Annotated in this window: 17 protein-coding genes; 5 read left to right on the top strand and 12 right to left on the bottom strand. The window is 67.2% G+C overall.

Going from position 1 to position 18,912, the window contains the following annotated elements; all coding sequences use genetic code 11:
• Positions 1-74 precede the first annotated feature (74 nt).
• The 9 genes from ABIC65_RS10620 to ABIC65_RS10660 all read right to left on the bottom strand — a co-directional run bounded on the left by ABIC65_RS10620 (position 75) and on the right by ABIC65_RS10660 (position 11,664).
• Entirely contained in the window at positions 75-2,630 is a 2,556-nt protein-coding gene (locus ABIC65_RS10620; RefSeq protein ID WP_354308534.1) for a TonB-dependent receptor, read from the bottom strand.
• 134 nt (positions 2,631-2,764) lie between these two features.
• On the bottom strand, positions 2,765-4,420 hold the full coding sequence (locus ABIC65_RS10625) for a tetratricopeptide repeat-containing sulfotransferase family protein (RefSeq protein ID WP_354308536.1): 1,656 nt from the start codon (positions 4,418-4,420) through the stop codon (positions 2,765-2,767).
• A gap of 201 nt (positions 4,421-4,621) precedes the next feature.
• A complete protein-coding gene (locus ABIC65_RS10630) occupies positions 4,622-5,257 on the bottom strand; it encodes a glutathione S-transferase family protein (protein WP_354308537.1) in 636 nt (211 codons plus the stop codon).
• A 92-nt stretch (positions 5,258-5,349) separates the two neighbouring features.
• The gene (locus ABIC65_RS10635; RefSeq protein WP_354308538.1) at positions 5,350-6,213 is read right to left on the bottom strand and encodes a dienelactone hydrolase family protein; all 864 of its coding nucleotides are present in this window, start codon (positions 6,211-6,213) and stop codon (positions 5,350-5,352) included.
• 300 nt (positions 6,214-6,513) lie between these two features.
• Positions 6,514-7,164: a DUF1013 domain-containing protein gene (locus ABIC65_RS10640; protein ID WP_354308622.1), complete on the bottom strand. Its 651-nt coding sequence runs from the start codon at positions 7,162-7,164 to the stop codon at positions 6,514-6,516.
• Positions 7,165-7,283: 119 nt separating this feature from the next.
• Entirely contained in the window at positions 7,284-8,306 is a 1,023-nt protein-coding gene (locus ABIC65_RS10645; RefSeq protein WP_354308539.1) for a glycosyltransferase family 4 protein, read from the bottom strand.
• A 23-nt stretch (positions 8,307-8,329) separates the two neighbouring features.
• Positions 8,330-9,208, bottom strand: a complete 879-nt coding sequence (locus ABIC65_RS10650; RefSeq protein WP_354308540.1) for a UDP-2,3-diacylglucosamine diphosphatase — start codon at positions 9,206-9,208, stop codon at positions 8,330-8,332.
• Between the two features lie 132 nt (positions 9,209-9,340).
• Positions 9,341-11,032, bottom strand: coding sequence for a flotillin family protein (locus ABIC65_RS10655; RefSeq protein WP_354308542.1), 1,692 nt, complete (start codon positions 11,030-11,032; stop codon positions 9,341-9,343).
• A gap of 5 nt (positions 11,033-11,037) precedes the next feature.
• Positions 11,038-11,664, bottom strand: coding sequence for an OB-fold-containig protein (locus ABIC65_RS10660; protein WP_354308543.1), 627 nt, complete (start codon positions 11,662-11,664; stop codon positions 11,038-11,040).
• Between the two features lie 219 nt (positions 11,665-11,883).
• Here ABIC65_RS10660 and ABIC65_RS10665 point away from each other — a divergent pair, with 219 nt between their 5' ends.
• Complete coding sequence (locus tag ABIC65_RS10665; protein ID WP_354308545.1) at positions 11,884-12,306, top strand: hypothetical protein; 423 nt, start codon at positions 11,884-11,886, stop codon at positions 12,304-12,306.
• On the opposite strand, the gene ABIC65_RS10670 is transcribed toward ABIC65_RS10665, so the two are convergent.
• A complete protein-coding gene (locus ABIC65_RS10670; protein WP_354308547.1) occupies positions 12,307-13,317 on the bottom strand; it encodes an NAD(P)H-quinone oxidoreductase in 1,011 nt (336 codons plus the stop codon). It abuts the gene before it with no gap.
• Positions 13,318-13,396: 79 nt separating this feature from the next.
• Between ABIC65_RS10670 and ABIC65_RS10675 the strand changes: the two genes are divergently transcribed.
• From ABIC65_RS10675 to ABIC65_RS10685, 3 genes are all read left to right on the top strand, one after another.
• Positions 13,397-13,594 (top strand): DUF1192 domain-containing protein, encoded by a 198-nt coding sequence (locus tag ABIC65_RS10675; RefSeq protein WP_315382570.1) that lies wholly within the window; start codon positions 13,397-13,399, stop codon positions 13,592-13,594.
• Between the two features lie 138 nt (positions 13,595-13,732).
• Positions 13,733-16,054 (top strand): ATP-dependent Clp protease ATP-binding subunit ClpA, encoded by a 2,322-nt coding sequence (gene clpA / locus ABIC65_RS10680; protein WP_354308548.1) that lies wholly within the window; start codon positions 13,733-13,735, stop codon positions 16,052-16,054.
• A 129-nt stretch (positions 16,055-16,183) separates the two neighbouring features.
• Complete coding sequence (locus tag ABIC65_RS10685) at positions 16,184-16,462, top strand: DUF4440 domain-containing protein (protein WP_354308550.1); 279 nt, start codon at positions 16,184-16,186, stop codon at positions 16,460-16,462.
• Between the two features lie 259 nt (positions 16,463-16,721).
• Here the strand turns inward: ABIC65_RS10685 and ABIC65_RS10690 are convergent, their stop codons facing one another.
• Both ABIC65_RS10690 and galE read right to left on the bottom strand, forming a co-directional pair.
• Positions 16,722-16,982: a hypothetical protein gene (locus tag ABIC65_RS10690; protein ID WP_354308552.1), complete on the bottom strand. Its 261-nt coding sequence runs from the start codon at positions 16,980-16,982 to the stop codon at positions 16,722-16,724.
• Between the two features lie 69 nt (positions 16,983-17,051).
• On the bottom strand, positions 17,052-18,050 hold the full coding sequence (gene galE / locus ABIC65_RS10695; RefSeq protein ID WP_354308554.1) for a UDP-glucose 4-epimerase GalE: 999 nt from the start codon (positions 18,048-18,050) through the stop codon (positions 17,052-17,054).
• 69 nt (positions 18,051-18,119) lie between these two features.
• Between galE and msrA the strand changes: the two genes are divergently transcribed.
• Positions 18,120-18,665: a peptide-methionine (S)-S-oxide reductase MsrA gene (msrA, locus tag ABIC65_RS10700; protein WP_354308556.1), complete on the top strand. Its 546-nt coding sequence runs from the start codon at positions 18,120-18,122 to the stop codon at positions 18,663-18,665.
• The last annotated feature ends 247 nt before the right edge of the window (positions 18,666-18,912 follow it).

The raw sequence follows: 18,912 nt of genomic DNA on the forward strand, positions 1-18,912 counted from the left end.
GCACCCAGCCGTAGCGCGCACAGACCGAGCCGCACCAGCGCTGCCCAAACTGCCCGCCTGCGCCGCACGCTATCCTAGAACTTCGCCCCTGCCCGCAGGCCGATCGTGCGCGGCGCGATCGGCACGATATAGGTCCGCTGCCCGCACGAGCCGCATTGCTGGAAGCGCGACAGCTGGCCGCGCTCGTCGGCGACGTTGCTGACGAACAGCTCGATGTTGAACCGCTCGAAGTTCAGCCCGGCGGCAAGACCCACGGTGGTGAACGCCGCGAGCCGACCGAGCTGCTCGGCCGGGCTGACGATCGCCCCCGTCCCGGTCTGGAGGATCGCCGTGCGGATGTCGGACGCGGCCGAGCTCTGGTGCGACACCGTCGCCTGGCCATAGCCCTTGGCGGTCCCCACCGGCACCGTGTAGCGCGCGGTGCCGCTCAGCTTGACCTGCGGGGTGATCGGCAGCCGCGTCCCCTTGGGCGCGGAGACGAGATTGTCGGGGCCCGCGCAGGTGAAGCTGGGGTCGTCGAACAGGCACAGATTCTTCGTCGTCTTGGCGTCGGTATAGCTGCCCGCCGCGGTCAGCGAGAGGCCGCCGCGGGTGAACGCCGCATCCGCCTCGACGCCGCGGATCCGCGCATTGGGGCCGTTGTGGATCTCGGTGAAGCTGTTCGCGCCGAGGAAGGAGAATTGGAATTTGTTCCAGTCCTGCTGATAGACCGCTGCGTTCAGCCGCAGCGCGCCGTCGAGCCAGGTCGTCTTCGCGCCGAGCTCGTAATTGGTGAGGAAATCGGCCTGATAGGGCGCCACGTCGACACGGCGGTTGATGCCGCCGGGACGGAAGCCGCGCGAGACCGTGCCGTAGACCAGGATGCCCTGCACCGGCTTCCAGCTTAGGTTGAAGCGATAGGTCGCCCCCTGCCCCTGCGCGCGCACCGGCACCAGGCCCGCACCGCGCGCATAGACCGCGAGGTTGGTGCACGGCCCGCCCGCCACCGCCGCCGGCAACAGCGTCGTGCTCGCCCCGGCATCGACGGCGTCGCGCAGCCGTATCCCGTCGCTGGTGAAGCACTGCGCCACGCCGGTGCGCGAGCTGCCCGCGCCGTTATAGGGCGTCGCGCTAAACCCATCGGCCGGATTGCGGCCGAAGCCGAAGAAACCGATCAGCGTATTGTCATAGATGAAGGCGCGGCCGCCAGCCGTTGCCGTCAGTGTGTCGGTCAGGTCGTAGCTGACTTCGCCGAACGCCGCATAGTCGCGGTCGACGCGGTGCTGCTGGGTGAGCCACAGCGTGCCCGGATGGCCGTTGACCGACAGGTCGTCGGCGAGGCCGGTCACCTGATAATCCTGGTGGATGTCGTTCGACTGGCGCTGGTAAAACAGCCCCGCCACCAGCCGCAGCCGATCGCTCGACGGCGAGGCGACCCGCAGTTCCTGGCTCAGCTTCTTGAAATGATCGGTGGCGACGATCCGCTGACGCGGGTCGATCGGGTTGCCGGCATTGTCCGAGAAGTAGAAATAGCCCGCCAGCCCGCCGACCGAGGAATAGAGCGAGTCATAGGCCTCGGCATAATCGGTATAGTCGCTCGACTGGGTGGCGCGCCGATCGAGATAGGCGCTGGCATAGGTGAGGTCCCAATTGCCCAGCTTGCCCTCGATCGTCAGCGCCGCCTGGATGAAGCGGTCGCGGCGATATTCGGGGAAGAAATGCTGCACCTGCAGGTCGCCGACCTTGGGGTCATAGCCATAGGCGCCGTGGCTGCGCGTCTCCTGGTAGATCGCGGCGGGGGTGACCGTCCAGTTCTCGTCCAGGTCCACCTTCAGCGCGGCGCGGCCGCCCCAGATATCGGTATCGTTATAGTCCTTCTTCACGAAGGCCTTGTTGTCGACGACGATCCCGCCCTTGGTGGCGGTGCAGGCGGTGCCGGTCGGCTCGGGCAGGAAGCTGCGGCAACCGGCGACATTGTCGATATAGCCCGCGTCATGCTGGTAGAAGCCGACCAGCCGCAGCGCCGCCATGTCGTTGATCGGCAGGTTGAGCATGCCTTCCAGCTTGCCGCCGACGCCGCCCTTGTTGACCGTGCTCACCTCGCCGTCGACGCGGCCATAGGTGCCCTTGTGGTCGGGCTGGTTGGTGATGATGCGGATCGTGCCCGCTTCCGACGAGGCGCCGTAGAGCGTACCCTGCGGCCCCGACAGGCTCTCGATCCGCGCGATGTCGTAGACATGCACGTCGAGATTGCCGCCGATCGTGGTGACCGGCTGCTCGTCGAGATAGACGCCCACCGAAGGCAGCGAGCCCGAATGGTTGCCGTCGCCGCCCGAGGCGACGCCGCGCATGTAGACGACGTTGGTGCCCGGCGTGCCGCCCAGCGCCTGGAACGAGACCGAGGGCAGTTGCTGGACATAATCGGTGAAGTTGCTGACGTTCAGCTCGTCGAGCTTCTGCGTGCTCAGCGCCTGGATGCTGAGGGGGACGTTCTGCAGGCTCTCGCTGCGCTTCTGTGCGGTGACGACGATGTCGTTCGAGTCGATGACCGGCGGGGGCGCATCGGCCTGTTGCTGGGCCAGCGCCGGCGCGGCAGCCAGCATGGTGGAAGCGAGCAGCAGCGAACGGACGACGCACCGATTGAGCGGCATGAAGAACCCCCAGATTGTTGCGTCGCAGCGTCCTGCGCAACGATCTGTCGGTCAAGCGCACGAATGTTAGCGCGCTATTCTGCGCAAGGATTGTTCATCACGTGTGACAATTCCGCAACTAAGCGGAAGCGCCATTACCTGGCTGCAAAGGATGGCACCTCGGGATACGCCGTCAGCACATCGCCCAGCGCCGCCTTTAGCGGATCGAGCCAGGGCTCGAACGGCTTCCAGGCTTCGACGCCGTCGCGGAAGATCGGGCGGCGGACCTGCTCGGAGCTGGCCGTGCGCACCGCGCGCTCGGTCTCGTAGAAGGCGAGGCAGGCCGGCTCGAAGTCCAGCCCGCAGGCGGCGAGCAGCCCGCGGACCTGCGCCTCGGTATCCTCGACCATCGCCTCGTAGAAGACCCGGTGCACCCGGCCGGGCGCGACGGTATCGACATGCGCCATCAGCTGCACATAATCGGCATAATAGCGCCCCATGTCCTCCAGCGCATAGCTGAAGCCCTGGCCGCGGGCGAAATGCTGCTTGAAGTTGGAGAAGCAGCAGCCAAGCGGATGGCGCCGCGCGTCGATGATCCGCGCATTGGGCAGCGCCAGCAGGATCAGCGGCACATGCGCCCAGTTGTTGGGCAGCTTGTCGATGAAGAAGGGACGATCGGTGCGGCGCTGGATGCGCGTGCGGCGGAGATAGGCCTCGCCGATCGCGTGAAGCTGCTCGCTGGAGAGGTCCGCCAGCCCGGCGGGATAGCCGGCAATGTCGCGCGCCAGCACCGGCAGGTCGGCGAGCTCGGCGGTGCCTTCGACCAGGCTGTGGCTCGACAGGATCTGCTCGACCAGCGTCGATCCGGCGCGCGGCATGCCGAGGATGAAGATCGGATCGGGTGCGGCGCAACCCTGGCCTTCGCGCGCCGCCAGCAGCGCCGGGGTACAGTGCGCGATGTGCGCGTCGACGAGCCGGGTGGTGTCCTCCGCCGCATAGCGGAGCGAGTGGCGTCGCAGCGCATTGCCGGCGGCGTAATGCGCGAAGGCGGGCGCCGCCTGCCCGCGCTCCTCCAGCGCCTTGCCCAGCGCGAAATCGAGGTGGAAGCGATCTTCCTCGGCGAGATCGCCGCCCGCCAGCGCGATTTCCATCGCGGCGAGATCGGCATCGTCGAAGCGGACGGTCTTGAGATTGGCGAGGCTCCACCACGCTTCGCCCAGCGCCGGCAGCAGCGCGATGGCCCGGCGATAGGCGGCGACCGCATCGGCCTGACGCCCCACCGTCTTGAGCATATGGCCGTAGCTCATCCACACCCGCGGTTGGTTCGGCGCCTGCTCGAGCACGCGCTCGTAGAGGCCGATCGCGGCGTCGAAGTCGCCCAGGCGCGCGTTGGCCGCCGCCTGGAGATTGGTGTGGGTCGGGTTGTCCGGCTCGTCGGCAAGCACGCGGTCGAGTTCGGCCAGCGCCTCGGCCGGACGGTTGAGCCGGTACAGCACCAGCGCGAGGTTCGCGCGTGCAGGAGTGAAGCCGGGCGCCAGCTCCACCGCGCGGCGCAGCAGCGACTCGGCGTCGCGATAGCGGCCGATCCGCCCGGCAAGCTCGGCGAACATCCGGATCGCGGCGACGTCGAACGGATCGTCCTTCAGATGCGCGCGCAGCAGCGGCTCGGCGCGGTGCAGCTGGTTGTCGTGCAGCGCCAGCGCCGCCTCGATCAGCCGCGGCGGATAGCGGCCCGCCGTCGCGATCCAGCTTTGCGGCGGCGCCGATGCACGTCGCTCGATTGCGCCTTGTTCTGCGGCGGCGCGGGTCATGCCCAATGGCTCCCACACCGCCTGACCGTCATCCCCGCGGAGGCGGGGATCCATTGGCGCTGCCGGTGCGGTTCTTCCCCCAAGCGCACTGGCCAATGGATTCCCACCTTCGCGGGAAGGACGATGGAAGTGAAAATCACGTTGGCCCTTGTCATCCCGTCCCCGCGCATCGCGCAAGCATCGGCGCGCGGGGCGTGGGGATCAAGCGGGTTCGGCGGTCTTTTGCAGCTCGGCCGCGGCTGCGTCGTCGAGCGCCCAGGCGCGCTGGTACGCCTCGCGGCTCTGCACGCGCTCGATATAGGCGAGGAACGAGTCACGCTTGGGCAGCATGCCGAACATCACCGTCCAGCCGATCTGCGAGCCGAGATAGACGTCCGCCGCGGTGAAGCGGTCGCCCGTGGCATAGGGGCGCGACGAGAGCAGCCCGTCGAGCACGTCGACCACCAGGTCGTAATTGCCATAGCCGAACATGCGCGACTGCTCGCCCGAATCGAACTTGGCGAAATTGTTGGTCGTCGCCTGCTCGACGGGGCCCGCCGCGTAGAACAGCCAGCGATAATAGTCGGCGCGCTCCTCCGGCAGCGGCGCCAGCCCCGCCTCGGGGAAGGTTTCCGCCAGATAGGCGCAGATCGCCGCGCATTCGGTGACGACCTTGCCGCCATGGACGATCGCCGGCACCTTCCCCATCGGGTTGATCGCCAGATAGGTCTCGCCCTTCATCGTCGAGGCATAGTCGAGCACCTCGACCCGGTAGGTCGCGCCGACTTCCTCGAGCATCCAGCGCGCGATGCGGCCCCGCGATTGCGGGTTGGTGTAGAGAATCAGTTGGTCCGTCATGGCCCCGTACCCCTGTTGCTCCCGACTCGAATGGCCGGGAACAAGAGGGGAACATGAATCGGCCGATCGGTCAACCGATCAGAGGCAGGAGATCACAGGCTGGCGAACGTTGCGAGCAGGCGGTCCCAGGCGCGGTCGGCCTGCACGGCATTGTAGACGCGGCTGTCCGGCGGGCACCAGCCGTGCATCGTGCCGACATAGACCTCGATCTCCGCCGGAACCTTGGCCGCAGAGAAAGCCGTGCGCAGCGCGTCCTTGTCGCCGGACGCGCGGGCGTCGTCATTCTCGGCGATGGCGAACAGATAGCGGCCCTGCAGCTGCGGCGCGAGCTTGTGCGGGCTGTCGGCCGCCTCGGTCACCAGCGGTGCGCCGTGGAAGCTGCCCCCGGCTTTCACCCGGCCCGGCAGCGCGGCGGCGGTGCGCACGACGAACGGCCCGCCCATGCAATAGCCGGTGCTACCCATGCCCCGCTTGGCATCCACCTCCGGCTGCGCGTCGAGGAAGGCGGCGAAGCTCCTGGCGTCGGCGGTGATCGCGGCGGGCGTCAGCGGTTCGCGCCACGGCATGATCATCGCGCGCACCTCGGGCTGGTCGAACGACTGGCCGGGCTTGAGGAACGGCGCCTTGGTCGAGCGGTAGAACTGGTTCACGGTCAGCACCGCATAGCCCGATTGCGCGAGCCGGTCCGCCATCTGCCGGAAGGCGGGGCGCAGGCCCATGATGTCGGGCCAGACCAGCACGGCGGGATGCTTGCCGCTGGTGGGCGCGACGAAATAGGCGTCGGCGGTACCGTCGGCGGTCTTGATCGAGACGTCGCGGCCCTTCACCGCCGCGGCATTGGCTGGGCTGGGCAGGATCGCCATCAGGCCGGTCGCGGCGGCGGCGGCGGTGAAGCCGCGGCGGGTCAGGCCGCCCAGGGCGCGGTCGTTGTCGGCTGCAGTATGTTCGTCACACATGGCGATCCTCCTCCGTTCGGGCGGGTTCCGCTTGCCTTCGTCACCCTCACCCTCCCCACCGCCTTCGGCGGCGGGGCCCCTCCCTCTCCCGCAGGCGGGAGAGGGCCATCGAATCCCTCTCCCGCCTGCGGGAGAGGGAGGGAGGCGCGGGGCGCCGGAAGGGTGAGGGTGATACAGGTGCACCACCCAAGCGCTTGATACCGCACCCGATCGCCCCCGCAAAGCTGCCCCAAGAAGCACAACGGGCCCCGGCGCTAAATGCGCCGAGGCCCGCTCATTTTCACGCCCGGGAAGGCGACATCAGTGCTTGAACAGGCTTTCCGCGGTGTGCTCGATCGGACCCTGCTCGTCCTCCTGGACGTGGCTGGCGGCATAGCGCTCGGCGCGGAGCTGCTCGATCAGCGCCTCGCGGTCGCCTTCCAGGCGGGTGTCGGTCGGCGCTTCGATGCCGGCCGCCTTGGCGGCCTTGGCCACCAGCGCGTCCAGCTCGCGCTGCGAGCACAGGCCCAGCGTCACCGGGTCCTTCGGCACGATGTTGCCGATGTTCCAGTGGGTACGGTCGCGGATCGCGGCGATGGTGGTGCGGGTGGTGCCGATCAGCTTGCCGATCGCGCCGTCCGACACTTCCGGATGGTTGCGCAGGATCCAGGCGATGCCGTCCGGCTTGTCCTGGCGCTTCGAGACCGGCGTGTAGCGCGGGCCCTTGGTGCGGCGGACCTGCTCGGGGCCCTTCTGCATCTTGAGCACGTAATTGGGGTTCGCCTGCCCCTTCTCGATCTCGTCCATCGTCAGTTCGTGCGCGCGCACCGGATCGCGACCGGTGAGCTTGGTCGCGGCGGTATCGTCGGCGATCGCCTGCACTTCGAGGATGTGGAGACCGCAGAACTCGGCGATCTGCTCGAACGACAGCGACGTGTTGTCGACCAGCCAGGAAGCGGTCGCGTGCGGCATCAGCGGCTGGGCCACGGTGGATCTCCGGAACTTGAAACAATAAGGGCCGCCCATCACGGGCGGCCACACATGGTCTTGATGTAGGGGAGCTTGCCCGCTTGAGCAAGCGTTTCCGCGATTCAGGCGGCGGCCTTGTCGCAGCCGATCGGCACCAGCGCGGTGAGGAACTGCCGCGCGCTCGCCTCCCAGGTGAAGCTGCTACCATAGGCGGCGCAGGCGGCGCGGTCGAGCGTGAGCGCCTTGTCGATCGCCATGCCCAGGTCCTCGTCCATCGCGCCGGTCTCCGGCGTCAGTACATCGACGGGCCCGGTGACCGGATAGGCGGCGACCGGGGTACCGCAGGCCAGCGCCTCGATCATCACCAGCCCGAAGGTATCGGTGCGGCTGGGGAAGACGAACACGTCGGCGCTGGCATAGGCGCTCGCCAGATCGGTGCCGAACTGCGCGCCGAGGAACACGGCGTCGGGATATTTGGCCTCCAGCATCGCCCGTGCCGGTCCGTCGCCCACCACCACTTTGGTGCCGGGCCGGTCGACGCGGAGGAACGCCTCGAGATTCTTCTCCACCGCCACCCGGCCGACATAGAGCATCACCGGCTTCGGCAGGTCCGCCATGTGCGGATGCGGTGCGATGCCGGGATGGAAATGGGCGAGATCGACCCCCCGCCCCCAATGGCGCACCTGGGGCAGGCCGTGATCGACCAGCGACTGGCGGATCGACGCGGTGGAGGCGAGGATGGTCGCACTCGGCGTGTGGAACCAGCGGATGTAGCGCCAGATCCACTCGGCCGGCACGCCCGAGCGCGCCGAGACATAGTCGGGGAACTGGGTGTGATAGGCGGTGGTGAACGGCCGCTTCTGGCGCAGGCACCAGCGCCGCGCGGCGACGCAGAGCGGCCCTTCGGTGGCGAGGTGGATCGCGTTGGGGGCGAACTCCTCGAGCATCGCGCCCACTGCCGCCACGCTGGTGATCGCCAGCCGGATCTCCGGATAGGTGGGGCACGGCAGCGAGTAGAATTTGTCGGGAGAGACCACCAGCACCTGGTGTCCCTGGCTCTCCAGCACCCGCCGCACCGACTGGAGCGTGCGGACGACCCCGTTCACCTGGGGCTCCCAGGCGTCGGTCACGATTGCGATACGCACGGCCTCGTCCCCCGCCGCTGCCGTCACGCCGCCGCCAGTCTGGCCTCGGACTCCGGCAGCGACTCGCGCGCTGCCATCTCGTCGGCCCAGTGGAGAATTTCCATGGAACCGTCGTACTGCTCCACCAGCGCCGTGCAACCCTCTACCCAATCGCCGTCGTTATAATATTCGATGCCGTCGATGCCACGGATCTCGGCCTTGTGGATGTGCCCGGCGATGACGCCGTCGACACCGCGCGCACCGGCTTCGCGCGCGACGATTTCCTCGAACTTGGAGATGAACGACACCGCGTTCTTCACCTTCTGCTTGGCGTATTTGGACAGCGACCAATAGGGCAGCCCCATCCGACGCCGCACCGCGTTCAGCCAGCGATTGAGCGTCATCATAATCTCGTAGGCGGCGTCGCCCAGATGGGCGAGCCAGCGGTGCGACATGGTGATCGCGTCGAACTCGTCGCCGTGCAGCACCAGCAGGCGCCGGCCGTCGGCGGTGGTGTGGATCGCCTGGCGCTTGATCTTCACGCCGCCGAAATCGAGCCCGGTGAACTGGCGGAACATCTCGTCATGGTTGCCCGGAATATAGACGATCTCGGTACCGCGCTTCGCCCGCTTGAGCACGCGCCAGACGATGTCGTTGTGCGTCGCTGGCCAGTACAAGCGCTTCTTCATCGCCCATCCGTCGATGATATCGCCGACCAGATACATGACGTCGCTGTCGACATGGTCGAGAAAGTCGATCAGCATTTCGGCATTGCAGCCGCGCGTGCCGAGATGGACGTCGGAGATCCAGATCGCGCGATACTTGCGCCGCTCGCCGATCGGTCGTTCCGGAATCGTGGGAGTCGTCGCGTGGAAGTCCGCGAGACCCGCGACGTCAAACGAAAGCCTGGTGATCGTGGCCATGCCCAAGTTCCCGTGCAGCTGCCTGTACCGGGACTCGCCTATGGCGCGGCATTGTTACAAATCGAATCCTTCCAATTTCACGGGACTGTCATACTGGACCGACGACGGCAGCCGCCGCCGGCCCGTTCAACTTCACTCCGCCGCTTCAGGCCGCGCCGGCTGCTCGGTCGCGCCCGCTGCGGCGCCTGATACCAGAGCGTCGAGCGTCCCGCCCTCGAAGCCGAGCTCACGCATCAGCCCGTCGATCACCGGCGCCTGCGCACGGTAGCGTAGTGCGGCCGAAACGGCCGCGTTGGCCAGGTTGCGGTCCCCGCCGCCATCGTTGGCGACGCCAGCCGCGCCCCCGGCTCCACCGCCCGAAAGCCCATCGACCTGGACGATCCGGATCGAATCGATCGCTTCCATCGGCTTCGCCGCCTCGCGTACGAGTTCCGGCAGCACCTTGAGCAGGGCGAGCTTGGTCTGGAGTGAAACCTGGTCAGACGAGAGCAGGTTCGCCGCTTCGTTGACCGCGCGCTGCCCGGCCGCCTCTACCTCGAACCGCACCCGATCGGCGTCGGCGCGCAGCTTGGCAGCTTCCGCCTCGCCTTCGGCCGCGAGCCGCGCTGCTTCCGCACGATCGGCCGCGGCCGCCTTTTCCGCCTCGGCCTGAGTCTTGATCGCGATGGCGGCGCGTTCCGCCTCCCGCGCCGCGTCGATCAGCTCGATCCGCTTCTGGCGCTCGGCGATTTCGGCATCGCGTGCGGTGCGCACCGCTTCCTCTGCCACGACGGCCTGGGCACGCGCCTGATCGGCGACCGCCTTGGCCTGGCTTTCCTCGCGGCTCTTGTTCTGCACCGCAATCTGCTGCTCCTGCCGGGCGAGCTCGAGCGCCTGGGCCTGGGCGATCTTGGCTTCCTGGATCGCGCGATCGGCCTCGATCTGCTGGGCATCGATCTGGCGCTTGGCTTCGATCCGCGCCTGCTCGGCCTCCCGCTGCCGCGCCGCCTGCTCGCGCGCGACCTCGGAGGCCTGCTCGGCGCGGCGCACTTCCAGCTCGCGCTCCTGCTCCAGCCGGGCGAATTCGGTGTCGCGCCCGATCAGGAAGGACTGGCGCTGCGCCTCGAGATTCTTGGTCTCGATCTGCACCCGCGTATCCTGCTCGATGTCGTTGCGCGCCTTCTTGCGCAGCTCGATCTGCTCGGTGAGCTTGGTAAGACCCTCGGCGTCGAAGGCGTTGTTGGCGTTGAAATGCTCGATCGAGGTCTGGTCGAGGCCGGTCAGCGAGACGCTTTCCAGCTCGAGGCCGTTCATTGCGAGATCGGCGGAGCTGACCTGCTGCACCTTCTGCACGAAATCGCTGCGCTGCTCGTGCAACTGCGCCATCGTCATGCCCGCGGCGACCGAGCGGAGCGCGTCGACGAACTTGCCTTCGACCAGCTCCTTCAGCGCCTCCGGGTTCATCGTCCGCAGGCCCAGCGTCTGCGCAGCGATCGCGATCGACTGCGCATCTGGCTTCACGCGGACGTAGAATTCGGCCTTCACGTCGATCCGCAGGCGATCCAGCGTGATCAGCGCATCCGAATTCTTGCGCTCGACGGCGAGGCGGACGGTGTTGAGATTGACCGGCATGGTCTCGTGGAAAACCGGCAGCACCAGCGCGCCGCCGTTGATCACCACCTTCTCGCCGCCCGCGCCGGTGCGCACGAAGCCGACTTCCTTGGACGCGCGCTTGTACAATTTGGCGAAGGTGATGCCGATCACCAGCAACGCGACCAGCATGATGCCGGCATAGACGAGATAGGGCAGCACCGAGGCGGCGCCCTGAGGAACGATGGCTTGCATGGGTTTCATCCCTCCAGACGGGGCAGACGATGGTCGCCCCAGGAAATGGCGCGAAAGCCGTCGCCCTCGCGCCGGATCAGGAGGACGCGCTCGCCCTCCTCGAATTGCTGGCCGGACCCGTCGGGCTCGACCATCACATAATGGATCTGGCCATGGGCATCCTGCGTGCGGGCGCGTGCGGGCGACCCGGCCACCGCCCGGCCGATCACGATCTGCGCCGTGGCGCCCACCAGGCTCTCGATCGGCACCGCCGTGCTGTGATCGCGCGGCAGGATCCGCGCCACGCCGCGCGCCGCCAAGGCGGAAAGCGGCAGTGCCGCCAGCGCCGCGGCGGGGACGGCAATCCAGCCGCTCAGCACCGCGCCGCTCCAGTCATGCGCAAGTTGCTGGCCGAGCAGGCCCAGAAGCCCGAAGCTGGCGAGATAGAGGATCAGCGAGATCAGCAGCGGCACGCGCCCGACGCCCAGCCAGTCGAGCGCGTCAAATGACGCGTCGGCATCGACCTCCAGCTCCGGCGACAGCTCGGCCCATTCTCCGCCCAGACCCAAAAGCTGGACGATGCCGATCAGCAGCATCAGCACGATCGCCGTGACGAAGGCAACGCTGCCCGGCGCAGTAATGACCTCGAGCACTTCCCCCTCCCGATCCCCTGCAAAAGGCTAGCCGCGCCGGACGGCGGAATGAAGCGAAATCGGAAACAACGCGCCGTAATTCGCTGTTCGCAATGGGAGGGGGCGAGCAGGACTGCGTAGCGATGGCGGCGCCGATGGAATGGGCGACCTCTCCGCACTCGCCAGACTCATTTCGTCGCTAAAACGACCAACCGTCTGAAACGCCGCTAGAATGGCGTCATGCCATTCCAATCGCTGTTCGCCGCCACCCAGGATCTCACCGACGCCGCCAAGGCGCTTTCCCAGCTAGACCCCCGACCGACCGCCGCCGCGCTCAACGCCGCCCGCGAGCGCCTGTTCGATGCGATGCGCGTCCACACCCTCACCAAGGACCGCCTGCTCCTCGCCACGCTGCGCGAAAGTGAGGATTGCGCGCACCAGGCGATGGCGCGCCGCACCACCGAGCAGGATCTGGAGTGGCGGCAGCGCACGCTCGACCATTGCGCCGCCTGGACGCTGCGCAAGATCCTTGCCGACCCCCATGGCCACCGTGCCGCCGCGCAGCGCCTGCTGCGGCTGTGCGAGCGCCGCGCCGCGCACCAGGAGCAGCTGCTGCTGCCGATGGCCGAGGAGGCGCTGGAGCAGCGCCCCCTCGCCGCCTGATCAGGCGGGCTGGTCGCCGATCGTCAGCACGATCTTGCCGACATGCTCGCCCGCTTCCATCCGCCGGTGCGCCGCCGGCGCCTCGGCCAGCGGGAAGCTGCGATCGATGATCGGCTTGAGCTTGCCCTCGGCGACGAGCGGCCAGACATGGCGACGCAGTTCGTCCGCGAGCAGCGACTTGAACTCGACCGAGCGCGGCCGCAGCGTCGATCCGGTGAGCGTCAGCCGGCGGCGCATCACGTCCCAGACGGGGATCGTCGCCGTTGCCCCGCCCTGCACCGCGATCGAGACGTGGCGGCCGTCCTCGGCGAGGCACTGGAGGTTGCGCGCGACATAGTCGCCGCCGACCATGTCGATCACGATCTGCACGCCCTTGCCGCCGGTGAAGCTCTTCACTTCCTCGACGAAATCCTGGGTCTTGTAGTTGATTGCGAGGTCGGCACCGAGGCCGCGGGCCGCCGCGCACTTTTCGTCCGATCCGGCGGTGACCAGGATTGTCAGGCCGAACAGCTTGGCGAGCGCGATCGCCATCGTGCCGATGCCGCTGGTGCCGCCATGGACCAGCACGCTCTCCCCCGGCTGCGCCCAGCCGCGATCGAACAGGTTCGACCAGACGGTGAACAGCGTCTCGGGCAGCGCCGCCGCCTCGACGAGGCTCAGCCCCTCGGGCACCTCCAAACACTGGCCGGCGGGCGCCACCGCATATTCGGCATAGGCCCCGCCCGAGATTAGCGCGCAGACCTTTTTCCCGAGCAGCGACTCGTCGACGCCCTCGCCCAGCGCGACCACCGTGCCGGCGATCTCCATGCCGAGGATCGAAGGCGCGCCCGGCGGCGGCGGATATTTGCCCTGCCGCTGCAGCACTTCCGGCCGGTTCACGCCTGCCGCCGCGACTCGCACCAGCACCTCCCCGGCGCCAGCCTTGGGGATCGGTCGTGCCACGGGGACAAGGACTTCGGGGCCGCCCGGCGCATCGGGGTCGATGGCCAGCATCATTTCGGCTGCGATCATTCGGTTCGTCGCTTTTTGGCCTAAGGGGAACTTCGGGGCCTTATTGACATCGCTCCCCTCAGGGTCAACGTTTCGTCGCATGGACGCCGACGAAAATCTTCCGCGTCGATCCGACGATCTCGCGGTGCAGCTGGCAAAGCAGGACCTCGACCCCTTTTCGGTGGCCGAACTAGAGGCCCGAATCCAGGTGCTCGAAACCGAGATCGTCCGATGTCGAGAAAAGATTCAACGCGCCGTTCACCATCGTGCAAGCGCTGACGCTCTATTTAAGAGATGAGCGTCAAGGCACCGGAACTCGGGCGATACGCCACGAACTGCCGGTGCGGGGCCGCAGCGCTTGATGCGGGGCCTGCCACTCCCGACATAGGGGAAGACGGGCTCAGCACCCTTTCGGCCCGACTGGAGTTGTATCCGAATGCCTAGTTTCGCCTCCGCTCTCGAAGCCACTCTCCACAAGGCGCTCGAGGCTGCGTCCTCGCGCCGGCACGAATATGCGACGCTCGAGCATCTTCTGCTCGCGCTGATCGACGACGAACATGCCTCGAAGGTAATGGGCGCGTGCGGGGTGGACCTGGGCGAACTGAAGACCACCGTGGCGCACTATCTCGATACCGAGCTGGAAGCGCTGAAGGTGGACAACGCTACCGATCCCTCCCCCACCAGCGGGTTCCAGCGCGTCGTGCAGCGCGCGATCCTGCACGTCCAGTCCTCGGGCCGCGACGAAGTGACCGGCGCCAACGTGCTGGTCGCGCTGTTCAGCGAGCGCGAGAGCTATGCGGTCTATTTCCTGCAGCAGCAGGACATGAGCCGGCTCGATGCCGTCAGCTTCATCAGCCACGGCGTCGGCAAGGGCGGCACCACGCCCACCGAGGCGAGCACCCCCAAGGGCGCTGCCGAGGAAGACAAGTCGAACAAGCAGGAGGCGAAGACGGGCAAGGGTGAGAGCGCGCTCAAGCAATTCACCGTCGACCTCAACGAGAAGGCCAAGATCGGCAAGGTCGATCCGCTGATCGGCCGCGCGGCCGAGGTCGATCGCACCGTGCAGATCCTGTGCCGGCGTAGCAAGAACAACCCGCTTTACGTGGGCGATCCGGGCGTCGGCAAGACCGCCATCGCCGAGGGTCTCGCCCGCAAGATCGTCGAGGGCGAAGTGCCCGACGTGCTCAAGGAAGCGGTGATCTACTCGCTCGACATGGGCGCGCTGCTCGCCGGCACCCGCTATCGCGGCGACTTCGAGGAGCGCCTGAAGCAGGTCGTCTCGGAGCTCGAAAAGCTGCCGCACGCGGTGCTGTTCATCGACGAGATCCACACCGTGATCGGCGCGGGTGCCACCAGCGGCGGCGCGATGGATGCGTCGAACCTGCTGAAACCCGCGCTCTCCGGCGGCTCGATCCGCTGCATCGGCTCGACCACCTACAAGGAATTCCGCAACCATTTCGAGAAGGACCGCGCGCTGCTGCGCCGCTTCCAGAAGATCGACGTCAACGAGCCATCGGTCGAGGATACGGTGAAGATCCTCGCCGGCCTGCGCTCGGCGTTCGAACAGCACCATTCGGTGAAGTACACGCCCGACGCGATCAAGTCTGCGGTGGAGCTGTCGGCGCGCTACATCAACGACCGCAAGCTGCCGGACAAGGCGATCGACGTGATCGACGAAGTCGGCGCGATGCAGATGCTGGTGGCGCCGTCCAAGCGCAAGAAGGTCATCACGCCCAAGGAGATCGAGCAGGTCATCGCGACCATGGCGCGGATCCCGGCCAAGACCGTCTCGTCGGACGACACCCGCGTGCTCGCCAATATCGAGCAGGACCTGAAGCGCGTCGTGTTCGGCCAGGACAAGGCGATCGAAGTCCTGTCCTCGGCGATCAAGCTCAGCCGTGCGGGCCTGCGCGATCCGGACAAGCCGATCGGCAACTATCTGTTCTCGGGCCCCACGGGCGTCGGCAAGACCGAGGTTGCGAAGCAGCTGGCGACGCTGCTCGGCATCCCGCTGCAGCGCTTCGACATGTCCGAGTACATGGAACGCCACTCGGTCAGCCGGCTGATCGGTGCGCCTCCGGGCTATGTCGGCTATGACCAGGGCGGCCTGCTGACCGATGCGGTCGACCAGAACCCGCATTCGGTGCTGCTGCTCGACGAGATCGAGAAGGCGCATCCGGACTTGTTCAACATCCTGCTGCAGGTGATGGACAACGGCAAGCTGACCGACCACCACGGCAAGACCGTCGACTTCCGCAATACCATCCTCATCCTGACCACCAATGCCGGTGCGTCGGACATGGCGAAGGAAAGCGTGGGCTTCGGCGAGCTGAGCCGCGAGGACGTGCAGGAAGAGGCAGTGAAGAACCTCTTCACCCCCGAATTCCGCAACCGCCTCGATGCGATCGTGCCGTTCGGCTATCTGCCGACCGAAGTGGTCGCCCGCGTGGTCGACAAGTTCATCCTCCAGCTCGAGCTGCAGCTCACCGATCGCGGCGTGCACATCCAGCTCGACGAGGAAGCCAAGGCCTGGATGACCAAGCGCGGCTATGACAAGCTGTACGGCGCCCGCCCCATGGGCCGCCTGATCCAGGAGAAGATCAAGCAGCCGCTCGCCGAGGAGCTGCTGTTCGGCAAGCTCGTCCATGGCGGCGAGGTGAACGTGAAGCTGAAGGACAATGCGCTGGCGTTCGAGATCACGCCGGCCGCGCCGAAGAAGCCCAAGAAGGGCAAGAAGGAAGCGCCGGCGGACGTCTGAGCCTTCCAGCTTCGGGAAACAGCATCGGCCCGGGGGAGCGATCCCCCGGGCCGATTGCGTTGTTGGTGTGCGGAACGACAGCGGCTAGGCTCCCGGTACGCGCGCGTGGGGCGTGCATCGGGGGAACGCATGACCGCCATCGCACTGATCGCCGCGCTGCTCGCGGCAACGGACCCGTCCGCTGCCGACCCGCTGACAGCGGAGATCAGCGCGCTCGATACCAAGGTGTTCGACGCCTATAACCGCTGCGATCTGCCGGCCTTTTCCGGCTATTTCGATTCCAAGGTCGCCTTCTACCACGACAATGGCGGCGCCACCTTCGACCGCGACGCGATGGTCGACGGCGTGCGCAAGTACATCTGCGGGAAGGTTCGTCGCGAACGGATCACGGCCTCGTTCCGCGTCTAACCGATCAAGGACTATGGCGCGATCGAGGAAGGCGAGCATCGCTTCTGCGAGATCGCCACCGGGCGTTGCGAAGGCATCGCCAAGTTCGTGATGATCTGGGCGAAGCAGGAGGGCCGGTGGCGGATCACCACCGTGCTCAGCTACGGCCACCGCGCAGCGACGCCTGCGGAGCAGCGGGACGCCCCTGGCAGATAGTCTCCGGGCCGTCCCGGCGGAGCGTCGCCGAAGGGATTAGCCCGTCGCCGGCGCCCCCTCGCGATCAGCGCTGCCGTTGGCCGACGCGCTTCGCGACGATCTCTGGACGATCGCAGCGCACGTCGCGCACCACCGGGCGATAGGCATTGGCCAGCGGCTCCTCCGCCAGCGACCGCAGGCCGGGCGAAGCCTCGCCGGGTAAGCGCACCGATTGGGTGCGGGCATTCTCGCAGCGCGCGGCGGGTGGTTGCGTCGCCGCCTCGGCCGCCGCAGCAGCAGGAACATCGTCTCCGGTGATCGACAGCAGCAACAGGACCAGCAACATGGCAACCTCCCGACCCCTCGCCTCCCCCGGCGAGCGAAGGGCCAGCATAACAGCCGAGAGGCCGCCTGCCTATCGCCCGCGTTCGGCGAGCTTGCGCTCCCAGGCGAGCGCGTCGCGGACGATCTCGCCGAGATCGGCATGCTTGGGCCGCCAGGGCAGCGCTGCCAGGATCGCGCTATTGTCCGCCACCAGTGCATCGGGATCGCCGGCGCGACGGCCTTCCAGCTTACGCTCGATATGACGATTGGTCACCCGGTCTACCGCGTCGAGCACCTCCAGCACCGAGAAGCCGCGGCCATAGCCGCAGTTCATCGTGTGGCTATCCTCCGGCCGCGCGATCAGCAGGTCGAGCGCATCGACATGCGCCGCGGCGAGATCGCTGACATGGATATAGTCGCGCACCCCGGTGCCGTCCGCCGTGGCGAAGTCGGTGCCGAACACCGAGACATGCTCGCGCTTGCCCGTCGCGGCCTCCACCGCGACCTTGATCAGGTGCGTGGCACCCGCGGTCGACTGGCCGGTCCGCCCTTGGGGATCGGCGCCGGCCACGTTGAAATAGCGCAACGCGCAATAGTTGAGCGGATGCGCGGCGGCGACGTCCTTGAGCATGATCTCGGTCATCAGCTTGGACATGCCATAGGGGTTGATCGGCTGCTTGGGCGCATCCTCGCGGACCGGCACCTGCTCGGGGATGCCATAAGTGGCAGCGGTCGAGGAGAAGATGAAATGGCGCACGCCCTCGGCCACCACGCTCTCGAGCAGCGCGCGGCTGGCGACGGTGTTGTTGCGATAATATTTGAGCGGATCGGTCACCGATTCCGGCACCACCACCGATCCGGCGAAGTGCATCACCGCGATCACGCCGTGCTGGCGGATCGCGCCGCGCACCGCCTCGGCGTCGTCGATGTTCGCCACCACCAGCCTCGCGCGCGGATCCACCGCCCAGTCGAACCCGGTCACCAGATTGTCGACCACCACCACGCGCCAGCCCGCGTCGAGCAAGGCCAGCACCGCATGGCTGCCGATATAGCCTGCCCCGCCCGTCACCAGCACCGCACCGTCGCGCATCACACCGTCCTCATTGTTCCGCCCCGGCTCCACCCTATCTTGGGGCCACAAGCAAGGAGTTCCTGAGACATGACCATCGAAACGGCAACGCTCGCCGGCGGTTGCTTCTGGTGCACGGAAGCCGTGTTCAACGACGTGATCGGCGTGCAGGGCGTCGAGAGCGGCTATATCGGCGGCACCAAGGAAAACCCGACCTACAAGGAAGTCTGCACCGGCGACACCGGTCATGCCGAGGCGATCCGGGTGAGCTTCGACACCGATGTGGTGAGCTATGGCGAGATCCTCGACATCTTCCTCGCCACGCACGACCCGACCCAGCTCAACCGCCAGGGCAACGACATCGGCACCCAGTATCGCTCGGCGATCTTCCCGCATTCGGCGGAGCAGGAGCGCGAGGCACTCGACGCGATCGAGCGTGCCCGCCCCGATTGGCCGCAACCGATCGTCACGTCGATCGAGCCGCTGGGCGAGTGGTGGCCCGCCGAGGAATATCACCAGGAATATTGGCAGGGCGAAGGTCAGCGGAACCCCTATTGCCTGGCGGTGATTCCGCCCAAGCTTCGCAAGCTGCGCAAGAGCTTCGCCAACCGCACGAAAGAGGGCGCAGCCGCATAAGGCCGCGCCCTCCCACGGGGGTGTTCGAGACCGCGGCCGGCTTGCGAAGGCTGGCCGCGGAACGAAGGCGCGGTGCTGCGGGGGCAGTTCTACGCCATTCGGGTTCCGCTCTCGTCCGCTGGCCCGGCCGTCGTGCGCGCGACCCGAATGTCGGGCAACGGCGGCGCAGACGATCGCCCAGCAGTTGCCGCGTCGCTCGTCTTTGTTGCGCAAGCTATACGACGTGCCGGAACCTAGACGCTTCCAA

The organism is Sphingomonas trueperi, from assembly GCF_040545665.1.
Classification (GTDB): domain Bacteria; phylum Pseudomonadota; class Alphaproteobacteria; order Sphingomonadales; family Sphingomonadaceae; genus Sphingomonas; species Sphingomonas trueperi_B.

What these genes read in the sequence shown, in the direction of transcription:
- msrA (WP_354308556.1), top strand. Translation starts at nt 18,120, where the DNA reads ATGACCATCGAAACGGCAACGCTCGCCGGCGGTTGCTTCTGGTGCACG.
- ABIC65_RS10655 (WP_354308542.1), bottom strand. Translation starts at nt 11,032, where the DNA reads ATGCAAGCCATCGTTCCTCAGGGCGCCGCCTCGGTGCTGCCCTATCTC.
- ABIC65_RS10690 (WP_354308552.1), bottom strand. Translation starts at nt 16,982, where the DNA reads ATGTTGCTGGTCCTGTTGCTGCTGTCGATCACCGGAGACGATGTTCCT.
- galE (WP_354308554.1), bottom strand. Translation starts at nt 18,050, where the DNA reads ATGCGCGACGGTGCGGTGCTGGTGACGGGCGGGGCAGGCTATATCGGC.
- ABIC65_RS10675 (WP_315382570.1), top strand. Translation starts at nt 13,397, where the DNA reads ATGGACGCCGACGAAAATCTTCCGCGTCGATCCGACGATCTCGCGGTG.
- ABIC65_RS10635 (WP_354308538.1), bottom strand. Translation starts at nt 6,213, where the DNA reads ATGTGTGACGAACATACTGCAGCCGACAACGACCGCGCCCTGGGCGGC.
- clpA (WP_354308548.1), top strand. Translation starts at nt 13,733, where the DNA reads ATGCCTAGTTTCGCCTCCGCTCTCGAAGCCACTCTCCACAAGGCGCTC.
- ABIC65_RS10670 (WP_354308547.1), bottom strand. Translation starts at nt 13,317, where the DNA reads ATGATCGCAGCCGAAATGATGCTGGCCATCGACCCCGATGCGCCGGGC.
- ABIC65_RS10650 (WP_354308540.1), bottom strand. Translation starts at nt 9,208, where the DNA reads ATGGCCACGATCACCAGGCTTTCGTTTGACGTCGCGGGTCTCGCGGAC.
- ABIC65_RS10640 (WP_354308622.1), bottom strand. Translation starts at nt 7,164, where the DNA reads ATGCCGCACGCGACCGCTTCCTGGCTGGTCGACAACACGTCGCTGTCG.
- ABIC65_RS10625 (WP_354308536.1), bottom strand. Translation starts at nt 4,420, where the DNA reads ATGACCCGCGCCGCCGCAGAACAAGGCGCAATCGAGCGACGTGCATCG.
- ABIC65_RS10630 (WP_354308537.1), bottom strand. Translation starts at nt 5,257, where the DNA reads ATGACGGACCAACTGATTCTCTACACCAACCCGCAATCGCGGGGCCGC.
- ABIC65_RS10685 (WP_354308550.1), top strand. Translation starts at nt 16,184, where the DNA reads ATGACCGCCATCGCACTGATCGCCGCGCTGCTCGCGGCAACGGACCCG.
- ABIC65_RS10665 (WP_354308545.1), top strand. Translation starts at nt 11,884, where the DNA reads ATGCCATTCCAATCGCTGTTCGCCGCCACCCAGGATCTCACCGACGCC.
- ABIC65_RS10620 (WP_354308534.1), bottom strand. Translation starts at nt 2,630, where the DNA reads ATGCCGCTCAATCGGTGCGTCGTCCGTTCGCTGCTGCTCGCTTCCACC.